The following is a 24,757-nucleotide window of genomic DNA, read 5'->3' as shown; positions in this document are numbered from 1 at the left end:
TTAAATTTCCTCCAATACATTTTTAGGAATTCGTATGATAAAAGTAGTTCCTTCTTCAATTATAGAATTTACTTCAATTTCTCCTTGCAATGCGTTTGTTATGATATCTTTTACTAAACTTAAGCCAAGACCTCTATTAATTTCACCAGTAGTATAGTTTATTTTAGTAGAGAAGCCAGGAGAAAATATTAAGCTAAGATGTTCATCTTTTATACCAGAACCAGTATCTTTTATTTTAAATATATGGTACATTTCATTTTCAGTATGTTTAAACCATATTGAGTTACTCTTATCTTTATCTTTAATAGCTTCAATAGCGTTCATGATTATATTTCTAAATATAGACATAAGATAATAATGCTTTTTAGTAAAAAAATCTCTTTCAAAATAAAAATAGAGTTTAATGTCTTTATCTAAGAACTCCACTTCTTTCTCCATACTTTCCTTTAATATCTTCATAATATCTTTAAAATAAATACCATTATCATTTAATTTATCTTCCAATGCCTCTTTAACACCTCTTACTACTAAAGAATATTCTTTTTTAATTTCATGTATATCCTTAGCTATTGTAAGAGCTGAATCTGCCCAAGTTTCGCTATCTTCATTATCGGTTATTTTTTCAAAAAGCTTATAGGAGGTGGTCATGGTGCTTTCAATATGATACATATTTTTCTCCATCCAAAATATCTCTGTTCTAAGCTTAGAAGTAACCCATAAGAGTTTTTTATATCTTTGCTCATGTTCATTTTTTAAAAGAAATATTCCATAGTAATCTAAAGACGTTAATAAGACCCAAATTAGAAAAGAACGTATTATAGCTACAAACAAAATACCTTGTTGAATTTTAAAATCAAAGATACCAGGACCTAATCTTATAGTTATTTCAACTAAGTTAGCTAAATAATCAATAATTACAAAACTTATAAAAATTTTCTTAATTTTAAATTTAGAGTTAAATTTCTTATAAAAGCTGAAAAGTATACCATAAGAAAGATAAAAAAATATTTCAGGAAAATATGCATACAGAATATCTTGATAAACGCCAGTATTAACAAAATGCACAAGTACTCTTAAAAAATACACACCAAATGCAGAAAAAATAGTAGTTATTATTATATCTAAGTCTTCAAAAATATATAAAAAGATAGGAAATAAAATAATGGCTATAGATATCTTAAAATTAGTTAATAATAAGTTTATATGCATTTGGGCTGCAATAGATACAAAAGTAGAGGCAATAATGCTTTTTTTCAGTTTTTCGGTTTTATTATTTGTAAGATCATTAATATACATGGTTTTATCCTTTCCAATTTTACTTTAGAAATACATTTATGCTAATTTTAACATAAAATTTATTATAGTTTTAATAAGCTTTTTAAATAAATTTTTACATTTAAATATATTTATAAACTTTCTAATATATAATAAAAGGGATTTAATATATATGCGTAGTAATTAGAGAGTATAAGATTAAACTACTAGTTTATTTCTCATACTATATACTTACAGATTAGATTCATAATCCTGCATTATTAAAAAAGTCATATTTATATGATATAAAATATTCATTTAAATTTTTACTAGTTATTTTTTAGGATACTGATATATACTTAAAGAAAACTAGAATAATAGACTAATTTAATAAATATTCTAACCTAAAGTTATATTGAATTGGAGGAGAAAAAATGGAGCATAAATGGAGTTTAAAGGAACTATATGATTCCTTTGAAAGTATTGTGTTTAAAGAAGATATGGCTAAATTAGAGGATTATATCCACAGTTTTAAGGATTTTGGAAATCAATTAAGTTATAGTGGTAATTTGAAAAAAACTTTAGAAGAGTACATTTCTCTCTATAAAAATATGACTACTTTATTTAATAAATTATTAGCTATGCTTCACTTAATATTATGTAGATACTAAAAATGAAATTGCCCTAAAAATTTAGAGATACTTGAAAATAAATATAGTGAAACAGCTGAACCATTGGCTAAAATAAATAAATTTATAGGTTCTATTGAAAATTTACAGCATATAATTGAAGATTCCCAATTATTAAAAGAACATGAGTATTATTTAAATGAAATATCTAAAAGAAGTAAATACCTACTAAGTGATAAAGAAGAAGGTATTATTGCTAAAATGAGTAATAGTGGATCTTCAGCTTGGAATAAAATGATGGAGCTTTTAGTTTCCAATTTAAAAGTTGATATTGAAGAAGAGGGAGAAATAAAACAACTTCCATTATCAGTAGTTAGAAATTTAGCCTATGATAAAAATAAAGATATAAGAAAAAAAGCCTATGAAGCAGAAATTAAAGGCTATGAAAAAATAGAGGATGCAGTAGCAGCTTCATTAAATGGAATAAAAGGTGAAGTTATAACTGTTTGTAAATTAAGAGGATTTGGATCTCCACTAGAGGAAACACTATTTAATTCAAGGATGGATAAAGAGACTTTAGATGCTATGATTTCAGCAATGAAGGAAAGCTTACCTATTTTTAGAAAATATTTAAAGAGAAAAGCAGAACTTTTAGGATATGAAAATGGATTGCCTTTTTATGAGCTATTTGCTCCTATGGGTAATGTAGATATGAAATTTGAATATGAGAAGGGCAAAGTATTTGTTGAAGATAACTTTAGAACTTTTAGTGATAAGTTAGCAGATTTTGCGAGAAAAGCTTTTGATAATAACTGGATAGATGTTTATCCTAGAGAGGGTAAGGTTGGAGGAGCATTTTGTGCTGGACTTCATATGTTAGGAGAAAGTAGATTAATGCTTAACTATGGAAATACCTTTAGTGATGTAGTTACTCTTGCTCATGAACTAGGACATGGTTATCATGGAGAGTGCTTAAAAGAGGAGAGCATCTTAAACAGTGATTATCCTATGCCTATAGCAGAGACAGCATCAACATTTTGCGAAACAATAATTAAAAAGGCTGCTATTAAAACTGCTAGTAAAGAAGAAGCTTTTTCAATTTTAGAAGCGGAAATCAGTGATAGTACTCAAGTTATTGTGGATATATTAAGTAGATATATATTTGAAACTAATTTATTTAATAGGAGAGAAGAAAGCTCTTTAAGTAGTACTGAGCTTAAAGAACTTATGATTAATGCCCAACTTGAAGCTTATGGTGATGGTTTAGATAAAGAATATTTACATCCGTATATGTGGTTATGCAAGGGACACTATTATAGTGCTGGCTTAAGCTTCTATAATTTTCCATATGCCTTTGGATTATTATTTGCTAAGGGATTATATGCAGATTATCTAAAAAGAGGAGAAGAATTTATAAAAGAATATGATAAATTATTGAGCTTAACAGGAAAAATGGATATAGCTGAGCTCACTAAGCTAATGAATATAGATGTACATTCAATAGACTTTTGGAGAAGCTCATTAAAAGTTATTGAAGAGGATATTGAAAAATTCATAGAGTTGAGTAAATAAATTTGAAAAAAATTACAAATTATTGAAGTTTATATGTATAAATAAGCTAATTATGGATAAAATCCCTCATTAAGGAGGGATTTATTTTATGTTCAAAAAGTTTTTAAAAAATAAAAAAATATTAACATATATTCTTGGTGGTATAATAATCTTTTTATCGAGTTATTTTGTATATACTAATATATTAAGTAAAGAAAATGTTTATTCTTTAGCTAAGGAGGCAAGCTCTACAAACTCCAAGCCATTAAAATTTAATTCAAAGAATAAAATAGAATTTTTTATTAAATATAGTAATTGTAAAGATTTTATAGAAGATACTCAAATGAATGAAATGGTAGAAAGAGATAAAGATAAACTTAATGGATTAAAAGAAACAGAGCTAGAGGAAATTTATAAAAGTTATGGATATAAGTTAGAAAAGTTTACAAAGGATCAAGTTATTTTTATAAAAGAGATTGAAGGATATAACTATGAAGCGGATAATTACTTTATAGGTATAGGAGAAAATAATGTAGTTATATATAATAAAAAACAGGACGGAAATATAACTATTGAGGAATCTTTAATTAAAAATGTAAGAAGCGAAGAAGATAAAGCAATAACTTTAGATTATATAAAGGACAAAGGAAATCTTATGGAATCTTTATATAAAGGTAAAAAAGAATACCAATTTAAAACCAAAGAGGAAGCAATAGAATATGCGCAAGCATTATGTAGTTCGTAAATCCTATTTCTAAAACTAATTTTTAAATATAAACAAGGATTCAAAAAGTCTTAAGAATGAAAAATTCTTAAGACTTTTTAGATTCTAAGTTAAATTTTAAGTATTTTAATTTAACATTAGAACTTCTCTTATAAAAGAGAAGGATCAACAGTTCTCAATTGCATAGCATTGTAAATTCAATAAGGTTTTTTGTTGAATTGTATAAGTTAAGATGGTAAAGTAATATGTAGTTGTAAATTAAAGTAGGAAGGTGATTATTTTGTATGAATATATAAAAGGTAGATTTATTGGTATAAATAAGGATTATGTAGTCGTAGATAATAACAATATTGGTTACAAAATATTTACTTCAGGAAATACAATGTCTCAAATGCCACCTACTGATTCAGAAGTTTTGCTTTATGTTCAGCAAATTGTAAGAGAAGATTTTATTGGACTGTATGGATTTATAACTAAAGATGAATTAGCAATGTTCAATTTGTTATTAACTATTAATGGAGTAGGTGCAAAAGCAACTCTCTCTCTTTTATCTATATGTACTGTTAGAAATTTAAAATATGCCATTTTAACAGGAGATGAGAAGACCTTAACAAAAGCACCAGGAGTAGGTAAGAAAACAGCACAAAGAATTATATTGGAGCTTAAGGATAAAATTCATTTAGAAGATATGATGGAAGATGATGTATCTCATGAAACTATAATAGAGATGGATTCAGTAGTAAATGAAGTATTTGGTGCATTAATAGCTTTAGGATATTCAGAGAAAGAGGCTGAAAAAGCAGTTAAAGCTGTTGGTAAAGATGGAACTGTTGAAGAGATGATTAAGAGATGTTTAAGACATTTAATGTCTTAACTACCTATTGAAAGTTTAAAGGAGTGAACTTCTTTTGGAAGATAGAGTAATTACTTCTCAGCTAAGAGAAGAAGATTTAGATGTTGAATATTCATTAAGACCTCAGCGATTAAAAGAATATATAGGCCAGTCAAAGGTTAAAGAAAGATTAGATATATTTCTAAAAGCAGCCAAGATGAGAGAAGAGCCATTAGATCATGTACTATTATATGGACCACCAGGACTTGGAAAAACTACTTTAGCTAATATTATAGCAAAAGAAATGGGAGGAAACCTAAAGGTAACTTCAGGACCAGCTATTGAAAGGGCAGGAGATTTAGCTGCTATACTCACTGGTCTTTCTAATTTTGATGTGCTATTTATAGATGAAATACACAGATTAAATAGGGCAGTAGAAGAAATTTTATACCCTGCTATGGAAGATTACTCCCTAGATATAGTTATAGGAAAAGGAGCTTCTGCTAAATCTATTAGATTGGATTTACCTAAATTTACATTGATAGGTGCAACTACAAGAGTAGGACTTCTAACTTCTCCTCTTAGAGATAGATTTGGAGTACTTTCCCCTATGGAATACTATAATGAAGAAGAGCTTAAAGAAATAGTTGTTCGTTCTTCTAATATTTTAAATGTTTCTATTGAAGAAAATGCAGCTATAGAAATTGCTAAAAGGTCAAGGGGTACTCCAAGAATAGCAAATAGACTTCTAAAAAGAGTAAGGGATTATTGCCTAGTAAAGGGGAATGGAGTCATAGATTTTAATACTGTAAAAGGAGCATCTGAGCTTTTAGAAATTGATTGTGAAGGCTTCGATAAAATAGATAATAAAATTTTAGAAGCAATTATAGATAATTTTAATGGGGGACCAGTAGGGATTGAGACTTTAGCTTATTACATTGGTGAAGAACTTGGGTCTGTTGAAGATGTCTATGAACCTTATTTGATTCAAAAAGGATTTATAATTAGAACCCCTAGAGGAAGAATAGCTTCAGCTAAAGCCTATGATCATTTAGGAAGAAAAATGCCAGAGAAAAAATAGTATTTGTTATATTATTCATATAATGGTACAATAATTTACCTATGGAATAAATTTATTTTAAATTTAAGAAGGTGTAAAATTTGAAAGTTAAAGATTTTTATTTTGATTTACCACAAGAGCTTATAGCTCAAGTACCACTTGAAAAAAGAGATGAATCTAAACTTATGGTGGTAAACAAAATTAATGGAGAAATAGAGCATAAAAAATTTAAAGATATTATAGATTATTTTGAAGAAGGAGATACTTTAGTTTTAAATGATACTAGAGTATTACCAGCCAGATTACATGGAATAAAAGAAGAAACAGGAGCTAAAATGGAATTTCTTCTTTTAAGAAGATTAGAAAAAGATATATGGGAAACACTAGTTAAGCCAGGAAAAAGAGCGAAATTAGGTTCAAGATTTATTTTTGGTAATGGTGAACTTAAAGCTGAAATAATTGAAGTATTAGAGAATGGTAATAGAAAGGTTCGCTTTGAGTATGATGGAATCTTTGAGGAAGTTTTAGATATGCTAGGTGAAATGCCACTTCCACCATATATAACAGAAAAGCTTGAAGATAGAGAAAGATATCAAACAGTTTATTCAAAAGAGGTTGGCTCCGCTGCAGCACCTACAGCAGGACTTCATTTCACAGAAGAACTTTTAGAGCAAATAAAAAGCAAGGGAGTTAAAGTTGTATTTATTACTTTACATGTAGGATTAGGCACATTTAGACCGGTTAAAGTGGAAAATATAGAAGAACATGAAATGCATTCGGAGTATTATTATCTTTCTAAAGAAACTGCTGATATTATAAATGCCACAAAGGAAGCAGGAAAGAGAGTAATAGCAGTAGGAACTACTTCTAACAGAACATTAGAGAGTGTTAGTGACGAAAGTGGAAGAGTAAAAGAAGCATCTGGATATACAGATATATTTATATATCCAGGATATAAATTTAAAATTGTAGATGCGCTTATAACAAACTTTCATCTTCCAGAATCAACACTTATAATGTTAATTAGTGCTTTTTCAAATAGAGATATTGTGATGAATGCTTATAAAATAGCAGTTGAGAATAAATATAGATTTTTCAGTTTTGGAGATGCAATGTTTTTACACTAAATAACTTTAGGCATCTTCAAAAAATAACTAATCAGATACTAGTCTATTTTCTATCATACTGGATCAACAGAACTTACTCATAGTTTAAATTATGAGTAAAACCTATTTCCTTGTCTGATACAAAATAGATGACACATCTTTGAACAATTATTTTATTCAGCTGTTTTAACTAATTAGGAGGAAGATTTTTAGTTATGTATAAATTGTTAAAGAAAAGTGGAAATGTGAGAAGAGGAGAGTTTACTACACCTCATGGAGTGGTTCAAACTCCAGTGTTTATGAATGTTGGTACACTTGCAGCTATTAAAGGGGCAGTATCATCAATGGATTTAAAAGAAATAGGATGTCAAGTTGAACTTTCAAATACATATCATCTACATTTGAGACCTAGTGATGAAGTGGTAAAAAAAATGGGTGGACTACATAAGTTTATGAACTGGGATAGACCAATATTAACAGATTCAGGTGGATTTCAAGTTTTCTCATTATCAAGTATGAGAAAAATACAAGAAGAGGGAGTTTATTTTAACTCTCATATAGATGGTAAAAAAATATTTATGGGACCTGAGGAAAGTATGCAGATTCAAAGCAATTTAGCTTCAACCATAGCAATGGCTTTTGATGAATGTATTCCTAATCCATCTTCAAGAGAGTATGTTGAAAAATCCGTGGCAAGAACAACAAGATGGCTTGAAAGATGTAAAAAAGAAATGGATAGATTAAACTCTCTTCCAGATACTATAAATAAGCAGCAGATGTTATTTGGAATAAATCAAGGTGGAGTTTATGAAGATATAAGAATAGAACATGCTAAAACTATTTCTAAAATGAATTTAGATGGCTATGCTATCGGAGGCCTTGCAGTAGGAGAAACTCATGAGGAAATGTATAGAATAATTGAGTCCGTTGTTCCACATCTTCCAGAAGATAAGCCAATTTATTTAATGGGAGTAGGACTTCCAAGTAATATTTTAGAAGCAGTTTCAAGGGGAGTAGATTTCTTTGATTGTGTGCTTCCGGCTAGAAATGGAAGACATGGACACGTATTCACTAAATATGGTAAAATAAATCTTATGAATGCAAAGTTTGAACTTGATGATAATCCAATAGATGAAGGGTGTCAATGTCCAGCATGCAAATCTTATACAAGAGCATATATAAGACACTTATTTAAAGCTAAGGAAATGCTTGCAATGAGACTTTGCGTATTACATAATTTATATTTCTATAACAAGCTTATGGAAGATATAAGAGCTGCTATTGATGGAGATTACTTTGAAGACTTTAAAAGTGAAAAGTTATCTCAATGGGGTGGAAAAGCATAATATGCCAATGTTAAATTTTATTTAGATATAATATAAGAAACTGAAAGGAGGGAGAGTATGCAACAATTAATGGGTTTATTACCTATAGTATTGATGTTAGGATTATTTTATATCATGGTTTTTATACCAGAGAAGAAAAGAAGAAAAAAATATGAAGAAATGTTAACAAGTTTAAAGATGAATGATGAAATAATGACTAAAGGTGGAATAATGGGAAAAATCGTTAACATACAAGATGATCACATTATTTTAGAGAGCGGTCCTGATAGAGCTAGAATTAAAATAGCAAAACAAGGTATCAATCATGTTGTAAAGGCATCAGAAGTAGCTTTAACTAAAGAAGATTAATGAATAATTTCTCCCATCTATTCATATGTATTAAATAGATGGGGGGTATTATAAATGTTAAAAAAAATAAAATATTCTTGTATAGGGCATGGAGTGTTAAGAGCCTTTATTTTAACTATGTTTTGTTTAGTGATTTATTCACTAATCGTTAGTTTTATTTCTGTCAATGCTGTGGTAACATCAGTATTTTTTGTGGTGTTAACAACATTAAGTATCCTTTATGGGACTATATATGCTACTATGAAAGCAGGCCATAATGGATGGCTAATGGGTATTTTAGTTGCTCTTTTTTACATGTTGGCGATTTTTATAGTTGGCATAATATGCGGTAGAGAGTTTGCTTTTGGCATAAAAGAATTTGTAAGATTAACTTTAGCACTAATTGTTGGTGCCCTTTCTGGAATGATAGCTGTAAATCTATAAAATTTATATAGATATAAATAATTAGGATGGAGGAAATCACAATATGAAACACATCAAAACAGTAAACAAATCAAATATTAAAGAAAGCTTAAAGAAGCCAGGATGCAAAGAGTGTGCTAACTCTTGTCAATCAGCATGTAAAACTTCATGCACAGTAGCTAACTTAGCTTGTGAAAATTAATATTTAGAAAAGGCAGTAACTTAGGGTTACTGCTTTATATTTAGCTGGGAGGAAAAAAATGTCACTAATTCATAAATTTGTACAAGGTAATGATTATTATGTAATAGATGTAAATTCTGGAGCAGTACATGTGGTAGATGAACTAGTTTATGATTTACTAGATGAAAATAAATTAAGAAGTAAAGAAGAATTAATTGAAGAGTTTAAAGAAAAATATTCTATAGAAGAAATTGAAGAAGTTTACGACGAACTTAGAGAACTTGTTAGTGAAGGTATATTATATTCATTAGATTTATACGAAAATATAGCGAAAAAAAGTGGACAAGGTCCATCTTATATAAAAGCTCTTTGCTTAAATATAATTCATGATTGTAACTTAAGATGTAAATATTGTTTTGCAGATGAAGGTGAATATCATGGATGTAGAAAAGCAATGTCACCTGAAGTTGGAAAAAAGGCCATAGATTTTGTTATAGCAAATTCAGGAAGTAGAAAGAATATAGAGATAGATTTATTTGGTGGAGAACCACTAATGGCTTTTGATACTATTAAAGAAATAGTTGATTATGCTAGAGAGCAAGAAAAAATCTATAATAAAAATATAAGATTTACAATGACAACTAATGCTACTTTATTAAATGATGAAAATATGAAGTATTTAGATGAAAATATGGGTAACTTAGTTTTAAGTATCGATGGAAGAAAAGAAATTAATGATAAAGTAAGAATAAGAGTAGATGGCAGCGGATGTTATGATAGTATTCTACCTAAAATAAAAAAGATGGTAGATATGAGAGATAAGTCTAAATCTTATTATGTAAGAGGAACTTTTACAAGAGAAAATACGGACTTCTTTGAGGATGTTAAACATATGGCTGATTTAGGTTTTGAGGAAATATCTATTGAACCTGTTGTTCTTCCAAATGAACATGAATTATCTTTAAGAAGTGAAGATTTGCCAATAATATTTGAGCAATATGATAAATTATATGAGGATATGTTAAGAAGACATAAAGAAGGAAAAGGATTTAGATTTTATCACTTTAATATTGATCTTCAAGGGGGCCCATGTGTTTATAAGAGAATTTCTGGCTGTGGTGCAGGGCATGAATATGTAGCTGTTACACCAGATGGAGATATCTATCCTTGTCATCAATTTGTTGGAAATGAAGATTATTTACTAGGAAATATTTATGATGGCATAAAAAATCAGCATTTAGTTCAGACTTTTAAGGATGCTCATATATATAATAAGCCAACTTGTAAAAAGTGTTGGGCAAGATTCTATTGTAGTGGAGGATGTCAGGCAAATAACTTTAACTTCAATGGAGACATGCACATTCCTTATGAAGTAGGATGTGAAATGCAAAAGAAAAGGGTAGAGTGTGCAATTGCTTTAAAGACAAAACTTATGGAAGAGTAATGTAATCTTTGAAAACATTGACTATTATTTTTATAGGAGATATAATTTACTTTAGGCATCCTCAAAAAAATAATTGATCAGTATGCTAGTCTATTTTGTGCCATACTACATCGGCGCAACCTGCTCATAGCACTACTCACAGCGGGTTATGTGTCTTTGTATGACACAAAATGTTTACTGCATCTTTTCCAAGTTATTTTATTTTAGACGCCTTAGAAAAGTAAAGATTAACTTAGATGGGAAAGGGGATAAACATGAAGAAAGGTAAAGGTAAAAGTAGTGCTTTATTTATTATTGCTATAGGTATAATAGCCTTTTTAGCTTATGCAGGCTACTTTGGACTAGAAGTCTTTGATTATAGAATTAAATCCTTTGGATCCGCAATAAATAAAGGACTTGATTTACAAGGTGGTTCATCTCTACTTATGGAAGTAAAAGCGGATAAAGTTGATTCTAGTACAGTAGACAGAACTATAGAGTTAATTTCTATGAGGGTTAATAAGCTAGGTGTTAGTGAAATAGCAGTAACCCGTGAAGGTGAAAAAAGAATAAGGATTGAAATACCAGGTCAATTTGATACTAAGGCAGTATTAAATACTGTTGGAAAAACCGGAGAGCTAAAGTTTGTAGGACCAGACAAGGAAGTAGTGCTTACAGGTAAAGATGTTAAAGATGCTGTAGCACATTATGATCAGGACGGAAAAGCTGTTGTGGGACTTGAACTTAATGATGAAGGAACTAAAAAATTTGCTGAAGCAACGGAAAAATTTATAGGTAAACAAATTGCTATTACTATGGACGAAGAAGTATTAACTAATCCTGTAGTTAATCAAGTTATAAGAGAAGGGAAAGCAGTTATCTCTGGAATGGCGTCACTAGAAGAAGCTAAATCAATAGCAAATATAATAAAGTCAGGAGCCCTACCAGTACCAGTTGAAGCAGTATCTGTTAAAACAGTAGGCCCAACTATTGGAATGGAAGCTTTAGGATTAAGCAAAAAAGCAGCAGTAGTTGGAATATTATTTGTAATGTTGTTTATGATGCTTTATTATAGAGCACCAGGAGTAGTGTGTTGTTTTTCACTAGTTTTATATATAGTTTTACTTCTTATGACTTTCGCTATATTTAATGTTACTTTAACTTTATCAGGTATAGCGGGATTCCTACTTACTGTAGGAATGGCAGTTGATGCTAACGTACTTATATTTGAAAGAATTAAAGAAGAATTAAAAACAGGAAAATCTGTTAAAACCTCAGTAGAATCAGGATTTGACAAAGCATTTTCATCTATATTAGACTCAAATATTACAACTATAATTGCTGCTGTATCATTATATTTTGTAGGAACAGGGGCAGTTAAAGGTTTTGGTTTAACATTAATGATAGGTATAATTATAAGTATATTTACAGCTCTTACCGTTACTAAGTTTTTATTAAGAAAAACTATTGAAATGGGACTTATTAGCAAACCTTCCCATTTTGGTGTGAAGAGGGGGTAGGAGTATGATTAAGATAATAGAAAGAACAAAAGTATGGTTTACCATATCACTTTTAGTTATTTTAGTTGGAATGGGATTTACTTTATTTAAAGGACTAAACTTTGGTATAGATTTTAAAGGTGGTACCCTAATAAATATAAATATGAACAAAGAGTTTGAAAAAGAGAAAGTAAATTCAATTTTAGATAAATATGCTAAGGATAAATATGCAACGAAGATTGCAAATGAGGGAAAAGAAATTGAAATAATAGTTCAAGCAGATGTTCTTAATGAAGAAAAGACCAATGAGTTAGTAAATGAAATTAAAAAGGAATTTTCATTAGATGATAGTGCTATTTTAGATAAAGAAACTATAGGAGGAACAATAGGTAAAGAACTAAAAACAAAAACTTTGTTAGCTTTAATTGTAGCTAACTTAGCAATGCTTGTTTATATAGGCATGAGATTTGAATTTAGTTTTGGGGCTGCTGCAATAATAGCTGTAGTTCATGATGTTCTTGTTACTATAGGAGTATATGCAATTTTAGGTATTCCTGTAAACACACCTTTTATTGCTGCAATACTTACAATTGTAGGTTACTCTATAAATGATACTATAGTTATATTTGATAGAATAAGAGAAAATTCTAAGAAAATGAGAAAAGGTAGCGTAGATGAAATTGCTAATGTAAGTATTAATCAAACTTTATCAAGGTCAATAAATACATCATTAACTACGTTATTTACTATAACAGCAGTTTATATCTTTGTTCCAACTATAAGAGAGTTCTCATTTCCATTAATAGTTGGTATAGCAACAGGAGCTTATTCTTCAATTTTTATAGCAAGTCCTATTTGGGTTATACTTAAAAAAAGAAAGCTATCTCCTGCTACTAAATAAATAAAATAAAGTCAGAAAGAGAATTAAATACATTCCATTTCTGACTTTTTTAATCTATTTTATAAATGTATAGATTAACCCTTAATATATTTAGGATTAAATTCACTAAGAATAAATTTTTTAAAATAAAATTTGTTCTAAAAAACTTCAAAGACTTTGACGATAGAGTTTTAACCTTAATTCTTCATTACTCATTCTTAATTTTCAACTGATAAAAAGAATTTTTGTTATGGAAATCAAAATCAGATATAAGTTAAATTTTGGCTAAGGGATCCTATGTATAGTTATAGATATATAATTTTAATATTTTATAGTTGAAGTTATATATGTGTAACTATAAGCCTTTATAAAAACCATGAAATTTTAAATATTTTTAGTTGCAATTTGAAATATTAATTTAAAGCACCTTAAAAATAGTTAGTATAATGACTTTTGTGTCATACTTTGTGATTAAAATCTACTAATAGCATAGCTAATAGTGGAGCTTATTTCTTATTTGGTACAAAAGATTCGTCTTATTTTTCTCTAATTATTTTATTTTAAGCAATTAAAATTTTGTTTTTCATGTTTTTTTGCAAAAAGGTTTGTAATATCAATGATTTTAAATTATAATATATTTGTTTTCTATTATTTTGGAGGAGCATATTATGGACGAACACTACATTAAAAATACCTATAATCCACTATTACTTAAAGGTATGAAAAATGCTCTAAGAAGAATAATACAAGCTATAAATGAGAGAGAAAAGATAGTTGTTTATGGTTATTATGATTTTGATAGTATTACAGCTATATCTCTTTTAATTTTAGTTTTGAGATATCTTAACGCAGATGTGGAGTATTTTCAGCCTAACGAAGCTAGAGCAAATAGAAACTTAAATGATAATGATATACAAAATTACATAAAGTACTTAGGTGCAGACCTTATAATAACTGTAGGTTCAACTATAAACTCAGAAAAGGAAATAGCGCTTTGTAAAGAGCTAAATATAGATATTATTGTGACTGATTATCATAAAACTACAAATGATATGGAAGATATAATTGTAGTTAATCCTAATCAAAGAGGATGTAATTATCCTTTTAAAAATCTCTCTGCAGTAGGGGTTGCCTATAAGTTAGCACAAACTATATCCTCTTATTATAAAATGAGTTGTATAAATAAATATACGGATTTAGTAATGCTAGGAACTATATCTAAGGGTAGTCCTATAATAGGAGAAAATAGCTATATAGTTGAGGAAGGTTTAAAACAATTATCTTATACTAATAATTATGGTATAAGAGCATTGTTAGATGATAATAATGTTAATAATATTGAAGAATTTATTAATAGCAATTTAACTATTGATATATTTCCTAAGTCAAACTCAATGGGACGCATAGATAATGCAAAAATAGCTATAGAACTTTTTACTACTAATGATAGCTATAGAGCAAAACAAATTTCAAAGTATTTATACAATGAGATAAAAAGGAATAATAAAATAATTAATAAAAAAGAAATACAAATGAGTTTACAAATTGTATAATGAAAAGTTAAATTAGGCTTAGATAGCTTAAAAAATAGCTAGTCATCATGATAGTTTATTTTCTAGCGTCCTATAATAGGATACTAGAATCGAGTTTCGTAGATATGTCTGCTATAAAATATCTATCATATTTTGATTAGTTAATTTATTTAAGAGGTCTTATTGCATAAATTATAGTTTTAAATATATAATAAACTGTATGATTAAATTACTTACTATAGAAATGTTCGTGCAGAATATTATAGAGGGGGAATAACGATGGATTTAAAAGATAAAATAAGAGTTATTGATGGATTCCCAAAGGAAGGTATAAGCTTTAAGGATATTACAACTTTATTACAGGATGGAGAAGCTTTAAAATTAACTATAGATAAAATTGTAGAGCACTTAAAGGATAAAAATATTGACTTAATTGTTGGTCCAGAAGCAAGAGGTTTTTTATTTGGAGTACCTGTAGCTTATGCCATGGGTATAGGGTTTGTACCTATTAGGAAGCCAGGGAAATTACCATATGACACAATGAAGGTTGAATATGATTTAGAATATGGTACTGATTCATTAGAAATTCATAAGGATTCTATAAAGCCAGGACAAAGAGTTGCTATAGTTGATGATTTACTAGCAACAGGAGGAACAGTTTCAGCAGTAGCTAAGCTTGTTGAGGAAGTTGGAGGAGAAGTTGTATCCCTAGACTTTGTTATTGAGCTTACTGATTTGAATGGAAGAAAAAAGATTGATAACTACGATATTATGTCTGTAGTACAATACAACATATAATAAAATACATTGTTACTACTAAATTACACAAAGCAAATTGCATAAATATAATGGTTATTATATAATATTATTATTAGTAAAAAATAGTGGCTGGTTGTGTAACCAGCCTTTAGTTTTAGGGGTGTAATCTCAATGCTAGAAAAATTATTAGATAAGATTCAAAATAATTGTCATAATGTAGATATAGAATTGGTTACAAAGGCCTTTAACTTTTCTGTAGACGCTCATAAAAATCAAAAAAGAGAATCAGGGGAGCCTTATGTTATTCACCCAGTGGAGGTTGCTTGTATATTAGCAGAGCTAGGGTTAGATACATCTACTATAGTTGCTGGTCTTTTACATGATGTAATTGAAGATACTGAGTACACCTATGAGGAAGTTTGCAATATTTTTAGTGTGGAGGTTGCAGATTTAGTTCAAGGTGTATCGAAACTTGGAAAAATTAAATATAAAACTAAAGAAGAACAGCAAGCGGATAATGTTAGAAAAATGTTACTTGCCATGGCTAAAGATATTAGAGTTATACTAATTAAGCTTGCAGATAGATTACATAATATGAGAACTTTAAAATATATGCCAGAAGCTAAACAAAGAGAAAAGGCAAAAGAAACACTAGATATCTATGCACCACTAGCACATAGACTAGGTATATCTAAAATTAAATGGGATCTCGAAGATTTAGCACTTAGGTATTTAAATCCCACTGAATATTATGATTTAGTTAAATTAATTTCAGAAAAAAGAGCAGAAAGAGAAGAGCAAATTGAGCACATTATATCTAAATTAAAATCTAATTTAGATATGGTTGGAATTAAATCAGAAATAGAGGGAAGGCCTAAACATTTTTATAGCATTTATAGAAAGATGATTACTAAAAACAAGACTATAGATCAAATATATGATTTAACAGCAGTTAGAATATTAGTTGATGACATAGGCAATTGTTATGCTTCATTGGGTATTGTCCATACAATGTATAAGCCTATTCCAGGTAGATTTAAAGATTATATAGCTATGCCTAAGCCTAATCTATATCAATCTATACATACTACAGTGATTGGACCTTTTGGTAAACCTGTAGAAATTCAAATTAGAACCTATGACATGCATAGGACTGCTGAGTATGGTATTGCTGCTCACTGGAAGTATAAAGAAGGAATAGAAGGAAGTAACGATTCACTAGAATCTAGACTTTCTTGGCTTAGAGAGATGCTTGAATGGCAAGGGGAAACTGCAGATGCTGAAGAATTTATGGAAGGCTTTAAGATAGATTTATTTTCTGATGAGGTTTTTGTGTTTACACCTAAAGGAGATGTTATAAGTCTTCCACATGACTCAACGCCAATAGACTTTGCTTATAGTATACATACAGATATAGGGCATAAATGTACTGGAGCTAAAGTTAACGGTAAGATAGTTCAGCTAACATATCGCTTAAAAACTGGAGAAATAGTTGAAATTATAACTTCACCTAATTCCAAAGGACCAAGTATTGACTGGATCAACATTGCAAAAAGCAACAGGGCTAAGAGTAAAATAAAGGTTTGGTTTAAAAAGTCAAGAAGAGATGAGAGTATTGAAAAAGGTAAGGAATATCTTGAAAGAGAAGCTAAAAAACAGGGCTTTACGGTAAATGAATTAATAAAATCATCGGCGTTAGAAAAAACTCTTAAAAGGTATAATTTAAAAAATTTAGAAGATTTATATGCAACTTTAGGAGTAAATGAAATTCTTCCTAATAATATTGTAAATAAACTTAAAGAACCACTTGTTGAATCTAAAAAAGCTTTAACACAAGAGGAAGAAAATAAGAGCATTGAAGAAAAAATAAGTAAATATAATAATAAAAATTCAAATAAAAAAGATAGTTCATCTCAAGTTCAAGTTAAAGGTGAAAGTAATCTTTTAATAAGATATGCTAAATGTTGTAATCCTGTGCCAGGGGATGAGATTATAGGCTATATAACTAAAGGCAAGGGGGTTTCTGTCCATAGAAAAGATTGTAAAAATCTTATTGCACTTCAAAAAAGTGATGATAATAAAATTGTAGAGGTAAGCTGGGGAAGCGAAAAAATTTCAGGTAGGTATGTAACAGAGCTTCAAATTAAGGCTGAAGATAGATTTGGAATATTAACAGAAGCTATTAATTTATTAAATGAAGCCAAAACATCAATAAATTCAGTAAATGCTAAGGCTACTAGAACTGGAGAAGTAATAATAAATATTAAAATTTCTATTACAAGTGCAGAGCAATTAGTAGAAATCCAAAAAAAGATAAGACGTCTTAATGGAGTTCATGATGTCTATAGAATTAAAAATTAATTGAGGAGATGGATAGGTTATGAGAGCGGTTGTTCAAAGAGTGAAGACGTCAAGAGTTGAAGTTGAAAATAAAGTGATTGGACAAATTGATCGAGGATTGAATGTATTAATAGGTGTTAGTAAAGAAGATACGAAGGAAGATATAGAATATATAGTTCGTAAGGTATTAGGAATGAGAATATTTGAAGATGAAAACGATAAGATGAATTTCTCAGTAGAAGATATAGATGGTAGTATTTTATTAATATCTCAATTTACTTTATATGGAGATTGTAGAAAAGGAAAAAGACCAGACTTTATGAAATCACAAGGTGGAGAAATTGCAGAGCAAATGTATAATGAGCTTGTTTCTGAATTTAAAAAACAACTAGGTGAAGATAAAGTTCAAACAGGAGAATTTGGAGCAGATATGCAGGTCTATATTCAGAATGATGGTCCAGTAACATTATTACTGGAAAGTAAAAAAGATTTCTAGAGGTGAAAAATATGGTTATAAAAAGAGTTGTAGCAGGGATTTATGGTGCTAATTGCTATATAATCATGGATGAGAATACTAAGGAAGCAATAGTTTTAGATCCCGGCGGAGACGTTGATGATATAGAAAAAGCTATAATTAGTTTAGGTGCAGAAGTTAAATATATACTTTTAACTCATGGACATTTAGATCATACTGGTGGTGTTGATGAACTTCATAACATTTTTAATAGTAAAATAGGCATAAGTGAAAAAGATCATATTTTAATGGAAAGAGGTACTTATGTTTATGGAGCAGAGATTGCTGCTGGAATAAGTTTATTTTTAAAGGAAAAAGACCAAATTAAATGTGGAAACTTTGTAGTAGAGTGTATTGAAACCCCAGGTCATACTCCAGGTGGACTTTGCTTTAAAGTAGATAATAATCTTTTCACTGGTGATACGTTATTTACTGGTTCAATAGGTAGAACAGATTTAGTTGGTGGAGATTATGAAACATTAATGGAATCTATAAAGAGAAAAATAATGATTTTACCTGAGAGCACCGTAGTTTACCCTGGACACGGACCAAGTTCCACATTAGCAAAGGAAAAGCTTATGAATCCTTTTATTAAAGGATAGAGGTTTTATAAAGGATTTGATAAAATTGTATAAAGTAGATAAAGTAATTAAAGTAAAGTTAAATAATTTAGACTTTAGATATGATGTTTTTCAAATGATAAATTTATTTTATCCCTTTAGTGATATAGAATTTGTTAATGAAAATCCTCACATTGAAATTAAAGTTGATGATGAAGCAATAAATATAAAATGCAATGATAAGATAAAGATATTAAAAGTAAATAAAGAATATAAAGTAAAAGAAGAGTTAAGAAAGGCAGTATTTAAAATTTTAAGTGAAGAAACAGATAAAATACTGCCTTGGGGAACTTTAGTTGGAATAAGGCCTTCTAAAAAAGCTTTGGAGCTTTTAGAAAAAGGATATAGTGAGGAAGAAATAATAAAAGACTTTTATGACAGACATTTAACCTCAGAAGAGAAAGCTAAGTTATGTATAGATGTAGCTAAATGGGAAAGAGATATAGTAAATAAGGATGAGAAGGTAGTAAGTATTTATATAGGTATGCCATTTTGTCCAACAAGATGTGCATACTGTTCTTTTACATCAAATCCAATAGGTATATGTAAAGATATAGTAAAACCATATTTAGAATCTCTTTATTTAGAGATAGAAGCGTTAAGTACTTATATTAAAGAGAAAAATTTGAAAATAGAATGTGTTTATTTTGGAGGAGGTACGCCTACTTCAGTAAACGATGAAGATTTTGAAGAAACTATGAAGCATATTTATAGTGGTTTTGTTGATGGTAGAAATATCAAAGAATTTACAGTAGAATGTGGAAGACCAGATAGTATAACTGAAAATAAACTTTTATCTATGAAAAAGTATGGAGTTCAAAGAATTAGTATTAACCCTCAGAGTATGAATGATAATACTTTAAAGTTAATAGGAAGAAATCATGATGTGCCTTCAGTAATTGAAAAGTTTAATTTAGCAGTAGATTTAGGCTTTGATAATATTAACATGGACTTGATTGTAGGACTTCCAGGGGAAAATTTACTTAATATAGACAAGACTTGTGATGAGATATTTAAGCTAAAGCCTCACAGTATTACCATACATGGAATGTCTATCAAAAGGGCATCTAAACTTTATGAAAATATGATTATCAATAAAAGTTTTGAAATTCCAGATCAAGATGAATTGAATGCTATGTATAAAAGAACAGTTAAGCTTTCTAAAGAACTCAATATGAAACCTTATTATATGTATAGACAAAAAAATATGGTTGGAAACATGGAAAACGTAGGATATGCACTAGAGGGTAAAGAAGGTATTTACAACATACAGATGATAGAAGAAAAGCAAACTATAATAGCACTAGGGGCAGATGCAGTTTCTAAAATAGTTTTTTTAGATGAAAACAGAATTGAAAGATTTGGAAATGTTAAAGATATAAGGGAATACATAAAAAGAATTGATGAGATGATAGAAAAAAAGATAGAGCTTCTAAACTCTATATATAAATAATAAAGGAGGGTGAATATGGATTTAAAAGCGCCAAAAGGTACTAAAGATTTATTACCAAATGAGGTTTATAAATGGCATTATATAGAAAATTTAATGAGAAATATAGCTTCAAGTTATGGTTGTAGAGAAATAAGAACTCCTATGTTTGAAAACACTGAACTTTTCAAAAGAGGTGTTGGTGAAACTACTGACATAGTTCAAAAGGAGATGTATACTTTTGAAGATAAAGGTGGTAGAAGTATTACTTTGAAACCAGAAGGTACAGCACCAACAGTTAGAGCTTTTGTAGAAAATTCACTATACAGTGATACTCAACCTACAAAAATGTTTTATTTTACTCCAGCTTTTAGATATGAAAAAATGCAAAAGGGAAGACTAAGAGAACACCATCAATTTGGAGTAGAAGTTTTTGGGGCAAAAGAAGCGTCTGTAGATGCTGAGATAATAAGTATAATAATGGATGTTTATAAGCACTTTGGAATAACCGGGTTAGAACTTAACATAAATAGTTTGGGATGTCCTGAGTGTAGAAAAAAATATAATGAAGCTTTAAAGAAATTCCTAGAAGAAAAGAAAGAAGGACTTTGTACAACTTGTAACACAAGGCTAGAAAAAAATCCACTTAGAATATTAGACTGCAAAGTTGATAAATGTAAAGAAGTAGTATTAGATGCACCTATTATATTAGACTTTATCTGTGAAGAGTGTAGTGAGCATTTTGAAAGATTAAAAGAATATTTAACTGCCATGGGTATAGAATATAAAGTTAATCCTCAAGTAGTTAGAGGCTTAGATTACTATAGTAAGACTATATTTGAGGTTATGGACAATGGATTTACTCTTTGTGGTGGAGGAAGATACGACTATTTAATAAGTGAAGTTGGTGGTCCTGAGATACCAGCAGTAGGATTTGGTATGGGAATTGAAAGATTGCTTTTGACCCTTGAAGAAAAAGGAATAGATATTCCAAAACCAAATTATATGGATGTTTACATAGGTTCTATGGGGAATGAAGGAAAATTAGAAGCAGTAAGATTAGTTCATAAACTAAGACAACAAGGATTAAAGTGTGATTGTGATCATCTTGATAGAAGTGTTAAAGCACAAATGAAATATGCTAATAAAATAAGTGCTAATTTTACAGGAATATTAGGTGAAGATGAAATCAAAAATAGAAGTTTCAAATTAAAAAACATGAGTGATGGTGCACAATTTGAAGTTAGTTTAGATAAAATAGAAGAGATAATTAATATTGTAAATAATAATTAAAATTTCTGGGAGGAATGGACATGGGAGAATCACTAAATGGACTTAAAAGAACCATTATGTGCGGCGAGCTTAGAGAAGAACATATATCTAATGAAGTAACTGTAATGGGTTGGGTTCAAAGAAAAAGAAATTTAGGTGGTCTAGTTTTTATAGATTTAAGAGATAGAACTGGACTTTTACAAGTAGTATTTGGAGAAGCAATAAATAAAGAGGCTTTTGAAAGAGCAGATCTTGCAAAGTCTGAGTATTGTATTGCTGTAAGTGGAAAAATAGTAAAGAGAGAATCTCCAAACTCAAATTTACCAACAGGAATGATAGAACTTAAAGGAGAAAGTATTAAAATATTATCTGAGTCAGAAACACCACCAATATATATAAAAGAAGATTTAGATGCCTCAGAAAATATAAGATTAAAATATAGATATTTAGATCTTAGAAGACCTGATATGCAAAAAATATTTATGATAAGACATAAAACAACTAAGATTGTTAGAGACTATTTAGATGAAAATGGATTTCTTGAAATGGAAACTCCAATGTTAACTAAGAGTACACCAGAAGGGGCTAGAGATTATTTAGTTCCAAGTAGAAATTATCCAGGAATGTTTTATGCATTGCCGCAATCACCTCAAATATTTAAGCAATTATTAATGGTATCAGGATACGATAAGTACTTCCAAATAGTAAAATGCTTTAGAGATGAAGATTTAAGAGCAAATAGGCAACCAGAATTTACACAAATAGACCTTGAAATGTCCTTTGTTGAAATGGATGATGTCATTGCGCTTAATGAAGGATTAATTCAAAGAGTATTTAAAGAAATTAAAAATGTAGATGTTTCACTTCCAATAAAGAGAATGCCATATAATGAAGCTATGGAAAAGTATGGTTCTGATAAACCGGATTTAAGATTTGGTATGGAAATAAAAAATATTACAGAAGCTGTTAAGAATACTGAATTTGCTGTGTTTAAAAATGCTATAGAAAATGGTGGATCAGTAAGAGCCATAACTGTTAAGAATTCAGCAGACATGGGAAGAAAAAAAATTGATAAGCTAGGTGAATTTGTTAAAACTTATAAAGCTAAAGGTCTTGCATGGATAGCTTATAAAGAAGAAGAAATAAAATCTCCAATAGCTAAATTCTTTAGTGAAGAAGAAATGAAAGCTATATTGGATAAAGCAGAAGCTACAGTAGGAGATTTAGTACTGATAGTAGCAGATGTGGACAGTGTAGTACTGCAATCTTTAGGAGCACTAAGACTTGAGCTTGCAAAGGAGCTTGAACTATTAAAGGATAATAAAGAATTTAACTTTGTATGGATAACGGAGTTCCCTCTTGTTGAATACGATGAGGAAGAAGGAAGATATGTAGCTCTTCACCATCCGTTTACATCACCTATGGATGAAGATTTAGAGCATTTAGAAACTAATCCATCAAAGGTAAGAGCAAAAGCTTATGATATAGTTTTAAATGGAGAAGAACTAGGTGGAGGAAGCATAAGAATACATGACTCTAACCTACAAGAGAAAATGTTTAATCTTTTAGGATTTACTAAAGAAAGTGCTTGGGAGAGATTTGGATTTTTATTAGAGGCATTTAAATATGGACCACCTCCACATGGTGGACTCGCTTATGGGCTTGATAGAATGGTTATGTTCTTAGCAGAAACTGATAATATTAAAGATGTAATTACTTTCCCTAAAAATCAAAATGCTTATTGTCCAATGAGTGAAGCACCAAATGTAGTCGATAAAAAACAGTTAGATGAGTTGTCCTTAGCCACAAATGCAAGAAAAGAAGAGTAATTATCAACTATTTCTATGATAGTTAGAGCTAGAGATAAAATAACAATATAAAATTTTATTAAATTTAACTTATAACTATTTGAAAAATTTAAAAATATGTTTTATAATATAAATACAAAGTAAAAAGCATTTGATTTTTCTCCTGCTGTGTGCGTTGAATAGGTCTATGTTGAGCCAACATTGATACAATAGGAAATTAACTCTTCATGTGGAGTGTTGACTAGAGCACGACTCGGGTACCAGAAGCAATGAAGGAGGTTTCCGCCCGTTGGAGAACGGGTTCAAATATACCTTGGAAACGGCATGGTGGGGATTAATTAATAAGAATTTAAAAGGTTGCAATTATTGCAACCTTTTTTAATAAAAATTTTTATAATTTCTTATTATTGGAGGTGTAAAAATGAGTGATGTAATTGATTTTAATGAATTAAAAAATAGAGCAAGTGATAAAGATTTAGATAAGTTTGAACAATATATTTATGGATTATATTATTCTATGGCTCAAGGTGACTTAAACATAATGGAATTTACTAAGAGTCTTAGAGAATATATGGAAAAGAACAATATATCCGAAGAAAAGCTTATGAATATACAAAAAAAACTTATGGAAAGATATGGCCTAGATGTATCAGATTTAGAGAATCAAATGAAGTCATTTGGTGTTGATATGAGTGGCTTAGGATTAGGAAACTTAAATAAGAATTATGAAGACATAAGAAAAACTGTAAGCTTTCATGAAAAATATAAAGATAGGATAGCTCTTAGTCAAGTAACTATATATAAAATCCATAATAACTTAAATACATTAGATATTATTCTTCAGGAAGAAAAAGTAATATTAAAAAGTCCAAAGAATATAAATTTAAAGGATAATGAATTAAATGAATTTTTATGTTCTTACAAGAAAGTCATTAAAGAAAAAAATTTAAAAATATCACTTTGTCAAAATGTTTCAGAATATGATTATTAAAACTTATGACATATAATATATAGAAATCCAATACGAAAATTTTAAATATACTTTGGAAAATAAATTTTCTAAAAAAGTTTAACACTTTAAAAATTAAGAATTAATATTTAAGAATGAAGAATTAGATATGAAATTCACTCTTGGTGAATTTCTAAAACAAAATTTTTTAAAAAACTTCAAAAGCTTTGAGGTTGGAGTTTTAGCTATAATTCGCATATTTCATTCTTAAATTTTAATTCATAGAAAAGAATTTGTGT

The 24,757-nt window shown here is 29.1% G+C and carries 21 protein-coding genes, 1 other RNA gene and 1 pseudogene; 22 read left to right on the top strand and 1 reads right to left on the bottom strand.

Features of this window, described 5'->3' with window-relative positions; genetic code table 11:
• Window positions 1-1,296 carry an ATP-binding protein gene (locus ACY1IQ_RS01480; protein ID WP_461612276.1) on the bottom strand — a complete coding sequence of 432 codons (1,296 nt, stop codon included), beginning with the start codon at window positions 1,294-1,296 and terminating at the stop codon, window positions 1-3.
• Window positions 1,297-1,688: 392 nt separating this feature from the next.
• Between ACY1IQ_RS01480 and ACY1IQ_RS01475 the strand changes: the two are divergent.
• The 22 genes and pseudogenes from ACY1IQ_RS01475 to ACY1IQ_RS01370 all read left to right on the top strand — a co-directional run bounded on the left by ACY1IQ_RS01475 (window position 1,689) and on the right by ACY1IQ_RS01370 (window position 24,500).
• Window positions 1,689-3,455 (top strand): annotated as a pseudogene (locus ACY1IQ_RS01475) (M3 family oligoendopeptidase).
• 88 nt (window positions 3,456-3,543) lie between these two features.
• Window positions 3,544-4,179 (top strand): hypothetical protein, encoded by a 636-nt coding sequence (locus ACY1IQ_RS01470; protein WP_461612275.1) that lies wholly within the window; start codon window positions 3,544-3,546, stop codon window positions 4,177-4,179.
• Window positions 4,180-4,438: 259 nt separating this feature from the next.
• Window positions 4,439-5,032, top strand: a complete 594-nt coding sequence (ruvA, locus tag ACY1IQ_RS01465) for a Holliday junction branch migration protein RuvA (RefSeq protein ID WP_461612274.1) — start codon at window positions 4,439-4,441, stop codon at window positions 5,030-5,032.
• A 34-nt stretch (window positions 5,033-5,066) separates the two neighbouring features.
• On the top strand, window positions 5,067-6,071 hold the full coding sequence (gene ruvB, locus ACY1IQ_RS01460) for a Holliday junction branch migration DNA helicase RuvB (RefSeq protein ID WP_461612273.1): 1,005 nt from the start codon (window positions 5,067-5,069) through the stop codon (window positions 6,069-6,071).
• Between the two features lie 80 nt (window positions 6,072-6,151).
• Entirely contained in the window at window positions 6,152-7,177 is a 1,026-nt protein-coding gene (gene queA / locus ACY1IQ_RS01455; RefSeq protein WP_461612272.1) for a tRNA preQ1(34) S-adenosylmethionine ribosyltransferase-isomerase QueA, read from the top strand.
• Window positions 7,178-7,371: 194 nt separating this feature from the next.
• Window positions 7,372-8,502, top strand: a complete 1,131-nt coding sequence (tgt, locus tag ACY1IQ_RS01450; RefSeq protein WP_461612271.1) for a tRNA guanosine(34) transglycosylase Tgt — start codon at window positions 7,372-7,374, stop codon at window positions 8,500-8,502.
• 57 nt (window positions 8,503-8,559) lie between these two features.
• Window positions 8,560-8,850: a preprotein translocase subunit YajC gene (yajC, locus tag ACY1IQ_RS01445; RefSeq protein WP_461612270.1), complete on the top strand. Its 291-nt coding sequence runs from the start codon at window positions 8,560-8,562 to the stop codon at window positions 8,848-8,850.
• A gap of 54 nt (window positions 8,851-8,904) precedes the next feature.
• Complete coding sequence (locus ACY1IQ_RS01440) at window positions 8,905-9,273, top strand: TIGR04086 family membrane protein (RefSeq protein WP_461612269.1); 369 nt, start codon at window positions 8,905-8,907, stop codon at window positions 9,271-9,273.
• A 43-nt stretch (window positions 9,274-9,316) separates the two neighbouring features.
• Complete coding sequence (gene scfA, locus ACY1IQ_RS01435) at window positions 9,317-9,454, top strand: six-cysteine ranthipeptide SCIFF (RefSeq protein ID WP_010292964.1); 138 nt, start codon at window positions 9,317-9,319, stop codon at window positions 9,452-9,454.
• Between the two features lie 58 nt (window positions 9,455-9,512).
• Window positions 9,513-10,877: a thioether cross-link-forming SCIFF peptide maturase gene (gene scfB, locus ACY1IQ_RS01430; protein WP_461612268.1), complete on the top strand. Its 1,365-nt coding sequence runs from the start codon at window positions 9,513-9,515 to the stop codon at window positions 10,875-10,877.
• Window positions 10,878-11,113: 236 nt separating this feature from the next.
• On the top strand, window positions 11,114-12,376 hold the full coding sequence (gene secD / locus ACY1IQ_RS01425) for a protein translocase subunit SecD (RefSeq protein ID WP_461612267.1): 1,263 nt from the start codon (window positions 11,114-11,116) through the stop codon (window positions 12,374-12,376).
• 4 nt (window positions 12,377-12,380) lie between these two features.
• Complete coding sequence (gene secF / locus ACY1IQ_RS01420; RefSeq protein WP_461612266.1) at window positions 12,381-13,256, top strand: protein translocase subunit SecF; 876 nt, start codon at window positions 12,381-12,383, stop codon at window positions 13,254-13,256.
• Window positions 13,257-13,903: 647 nt separating this feature from the next.
• Window positions 13,904-14,788 (top strand): DHH family phosphoesterase, encoded by an 885-nt coding sequence (locus ACY1IQ_RS01415; protein WP_461612265.1) that lies wholly within the window; start codon window positions 13,904-13,906, stop codon window positions 14,786-14,788.
• A 258-nt stretch (window positions 14,789-15,046) separates the two neighbouring features.
• The gene (locus tag ACY1IQ_RS01410; RefSeq protein WP_461612264.1) at window positions 15,047-15,565 is read left to right on the top strand and encodes an adenine phosphoribosyltransferase; all 519 of its coding nucleotides are present in this window, start codon (window positions 15,047-15,049) and stop codon (window positions 15,563-15,565) included.
• Between the two features lie 132 nt (window positions 15,566-15,697).
• Window positions 15,698-17,887: a RelA/SpoT family protein gene (locus tag ACY1IQ_RS01405; protein ID WP_461612263.1), complete on the top strand. Its 2,190-nt coding sequence runs from the start codon at window positions 15,698-15,700 to the stop codon at window positions 17,885-17,887.
• 19 nt (window positions 17,888-17,906) lie between these two features.
• On the top strand, window positions 17,907-18,362 hold the full coding sequence (gene dtd / locus ACY1IQ_RS01400; RefSeq protein ID WP_461612262.1) for a D-aminoacyl-tRNA deacylase: 456 nt from the start codon (window positions 17,907-17,909) through the stop codon (window positions 18,360-18,362).
• A gap of 11 nt (window positions 18,363-18,373) precedes the next feature.
• Window positions 18,374-18,982, top strand: a complete 609-nt coding sequence (locus ACY1IQ_RS01395) for an MBL fold metallo-hydrolase (RefSeq protein ID WP_461612261.1) — start codon at window positions 18,374-18,376, stop codon at window positions 18,980-18,982.
• A 94-nt stretch (window positions 18,983-19,076) separates the two neighbouring features.
• The gene (locus ACY1IQ_RS01390) at window positions 19,077-20,453 is read left to right on the top strand and encodes a coproporphyrinogen III oxidase (protein ID WP_461612353.1); all 1,377 of its coding nucleotides are present in this window, start codon (window positions 19,077-19,079) and stop codon (window positions 20,451-20,453) included.
• A gap of 15 nt (window positions 20,454-20,468) precedes the next feature.
• Window positions 20,469-21,722 (top strand): histidine--tRNA ligase, encoded by a 1,254-nt coding sequence (hisS, locus tag ACY1IQ_RS01385; RefSeq protein ID WP_461612260.1) that lies wholly within the window; start codon window positions 20,469-20,471, stop codon window positions 21,720-21,722.
• Between the two features lie 20 nt (window positions 21,723-21,742).
• Window positions 21,743-23,530 (top strand): aspartate--tRNA ligase, encoded by a 1,788-nt coding sequence (gene aspS, locus ACY1IQ_RS01380; RefSeq protein ID WP_461612259.1) that lies wholly within the window; start codon window positions 21,743-21,745, stop codon window positions 23,528-23,530.
• 136 nt (window positions 23,531-23,666) lie between these two features.
• Window positions 23,667-23,847, top strand: a non-coding RNA gene (gene ssrS, locus ACY1IQ_RS01375) — 6S RNA.
• A gap of 83 nt (window positions 23,848-23,930) precedes the next feature.
• The gene (locus ACY1IQ_RS01370; RefSeq protein WP_461612258.1) at window positions 23,931-24,500 is read left to right on the top strand and encodes a DUF3867 domain-containing protein; all 570 of its coding nucleotides are present in this window, start codon (window positions 23,931-23,933) and stop codon (window positions 24,498-24,500) included.
• Window positions 24,501-24,757: the final 257 nt, after the last annotated feature.

This window comes from Clostridium sp. Marseille-QA1073, assembly GCF_054863625.1.
The sequence above is the reverse complement of the archived record's forward strand: the minus strand, read 5'-3'. Positions and strand labels throughout refer to the sequence as shown.

What these genes read in the sequence shown, in the direction of transcription:
- aspS (WP_461612259.1), top strand. Translation starts at nt 21,743, where the DNA reads ATGGGAGAATCACTAAATGGACTTAAAAGAACCATTATGTGCGGCGAG.
- secD (WP_461612267.1), top strand. Translation starts at nt 11,114, where the DNA reads ATGGGAAAGGGGATAAACATGAAGAAAGGTAAAGGTAAAAGTAGTGCT.
- ACY1IQ_RS01415 (WP_461612265.1), top strand. Translation starts at nt 13,904, where the DNA reads ATGGACGAACACTACATTAAAAATACCTATAATCCACTATTACTTAAA.
- hisS (WP_461612260.1), top strand. Translation starts at nt 20,469, where the DNA reads ATGGATTTAAAAGCGCCAAAAGGTACTAAAGATTTATTACCAAATGAG.
- dtd (WP_461612262.1), top strand. Translation starts at nt 17,907, where the DNA reads ATGAGAGCGGTTGTTCAAAGAGTGAAGACGTCAAGAGTTGAAGTTGAA.
- ACY1IQ_RS01405 (WP_461612263.1), top strand. Translation starts at nt 15,698, where the DNA reads ATGCTAGAAAAATTATTAGATAAGATTCAAAATAATTGTCATAATGTA.
- tgt (WP_461612271.1), top strand. Translation starts at nt 7,372, where the DNA reads ATGTATAAATTGTTAAAGAAAAGTGGAAATGTGAGAAGAGGAGAGTTT.
- secF (WP_461612266.1), top strand. Translation starts at nt 12,381, where the DNA reads ATGATTAAGATAATAGAAAGAACAAAAGTATGGTTTACCATATCACTT.
- ACY1IQ_RS01370 (WP_461612258.1), top strand. Translation starts at nt 23,931, where the DNA reads ATGAGTGATGTAATTGATTTTAATGAATTAAAAAATAGAGCAAGTGAT.
- ACY1IQ_RS01440 (WP_461612269.1), top strand. Translation starts at nt 8,905, where the DNA reads ATGTTAAAAAAAATAAAATATTCTTGTATAGGGCATGGAGTGTTAAGA.
- ACY1IQ_RS01470 (WP_461612275.1), top strand. Translation starts at nt 3,544, where the DNA reads ATGTTCAAAAAGTTTTTAAAAAATAAAAAAATATTAACATATATTCTT.
- ACY1IQ_RS01410 (WP_461612264.1), top strand. Translation starts at nt 15,047, where the DNA reads ATGGATTTAAAAGATAAAATAAGAGTTATTGATGGATTCCCAAAGGAA.
- yajC (WP_461612270.1), top strand. Translation starts at nt 8,560, where the DNA reads ATGCAACAATTAATGGGTTTATTACCTATAGTATTGATGTTAGGATTA.
- scfA (WP_010292964.1), top strand. Translation starts at nt 9,317, where the DNA reads ATGAAACACATCAAAACAGTAAACAAATCAAATATTAAAGAAAGCTTA.
- ACY1IQ_RS01390 (WP_461612353.1), top strand. Translation starts at nt 19,077, where the DNA reads ATGATAAATTTATTTTATCCCTTTAGTGATATAGAATTTGTTAATGAA.
- ACY1IQ_RS01480 (WP_461612276.1), bottom strand. Translation starts at nt 1,296, where the DNA reads ATGTATATTAATGATCTTACAAATAATAAAACCGAAAAACTGAAAAAA.
- scfB (WP_461612268.1), top strand. Translation starts at nt 9,513, where the DNA reads ATGTCACTAATTCATAAATTTGTACAAGGTAATGATTATTATGTAATA.
- ACY1IQ_RS01395 (WP_461612261.1), top strand. Translation starts at nt 18,374, where the DNA reads ATGGTTATAAAAAGAGTTGTAGCAGGGATTTATGGTGCTAATTGCTAT.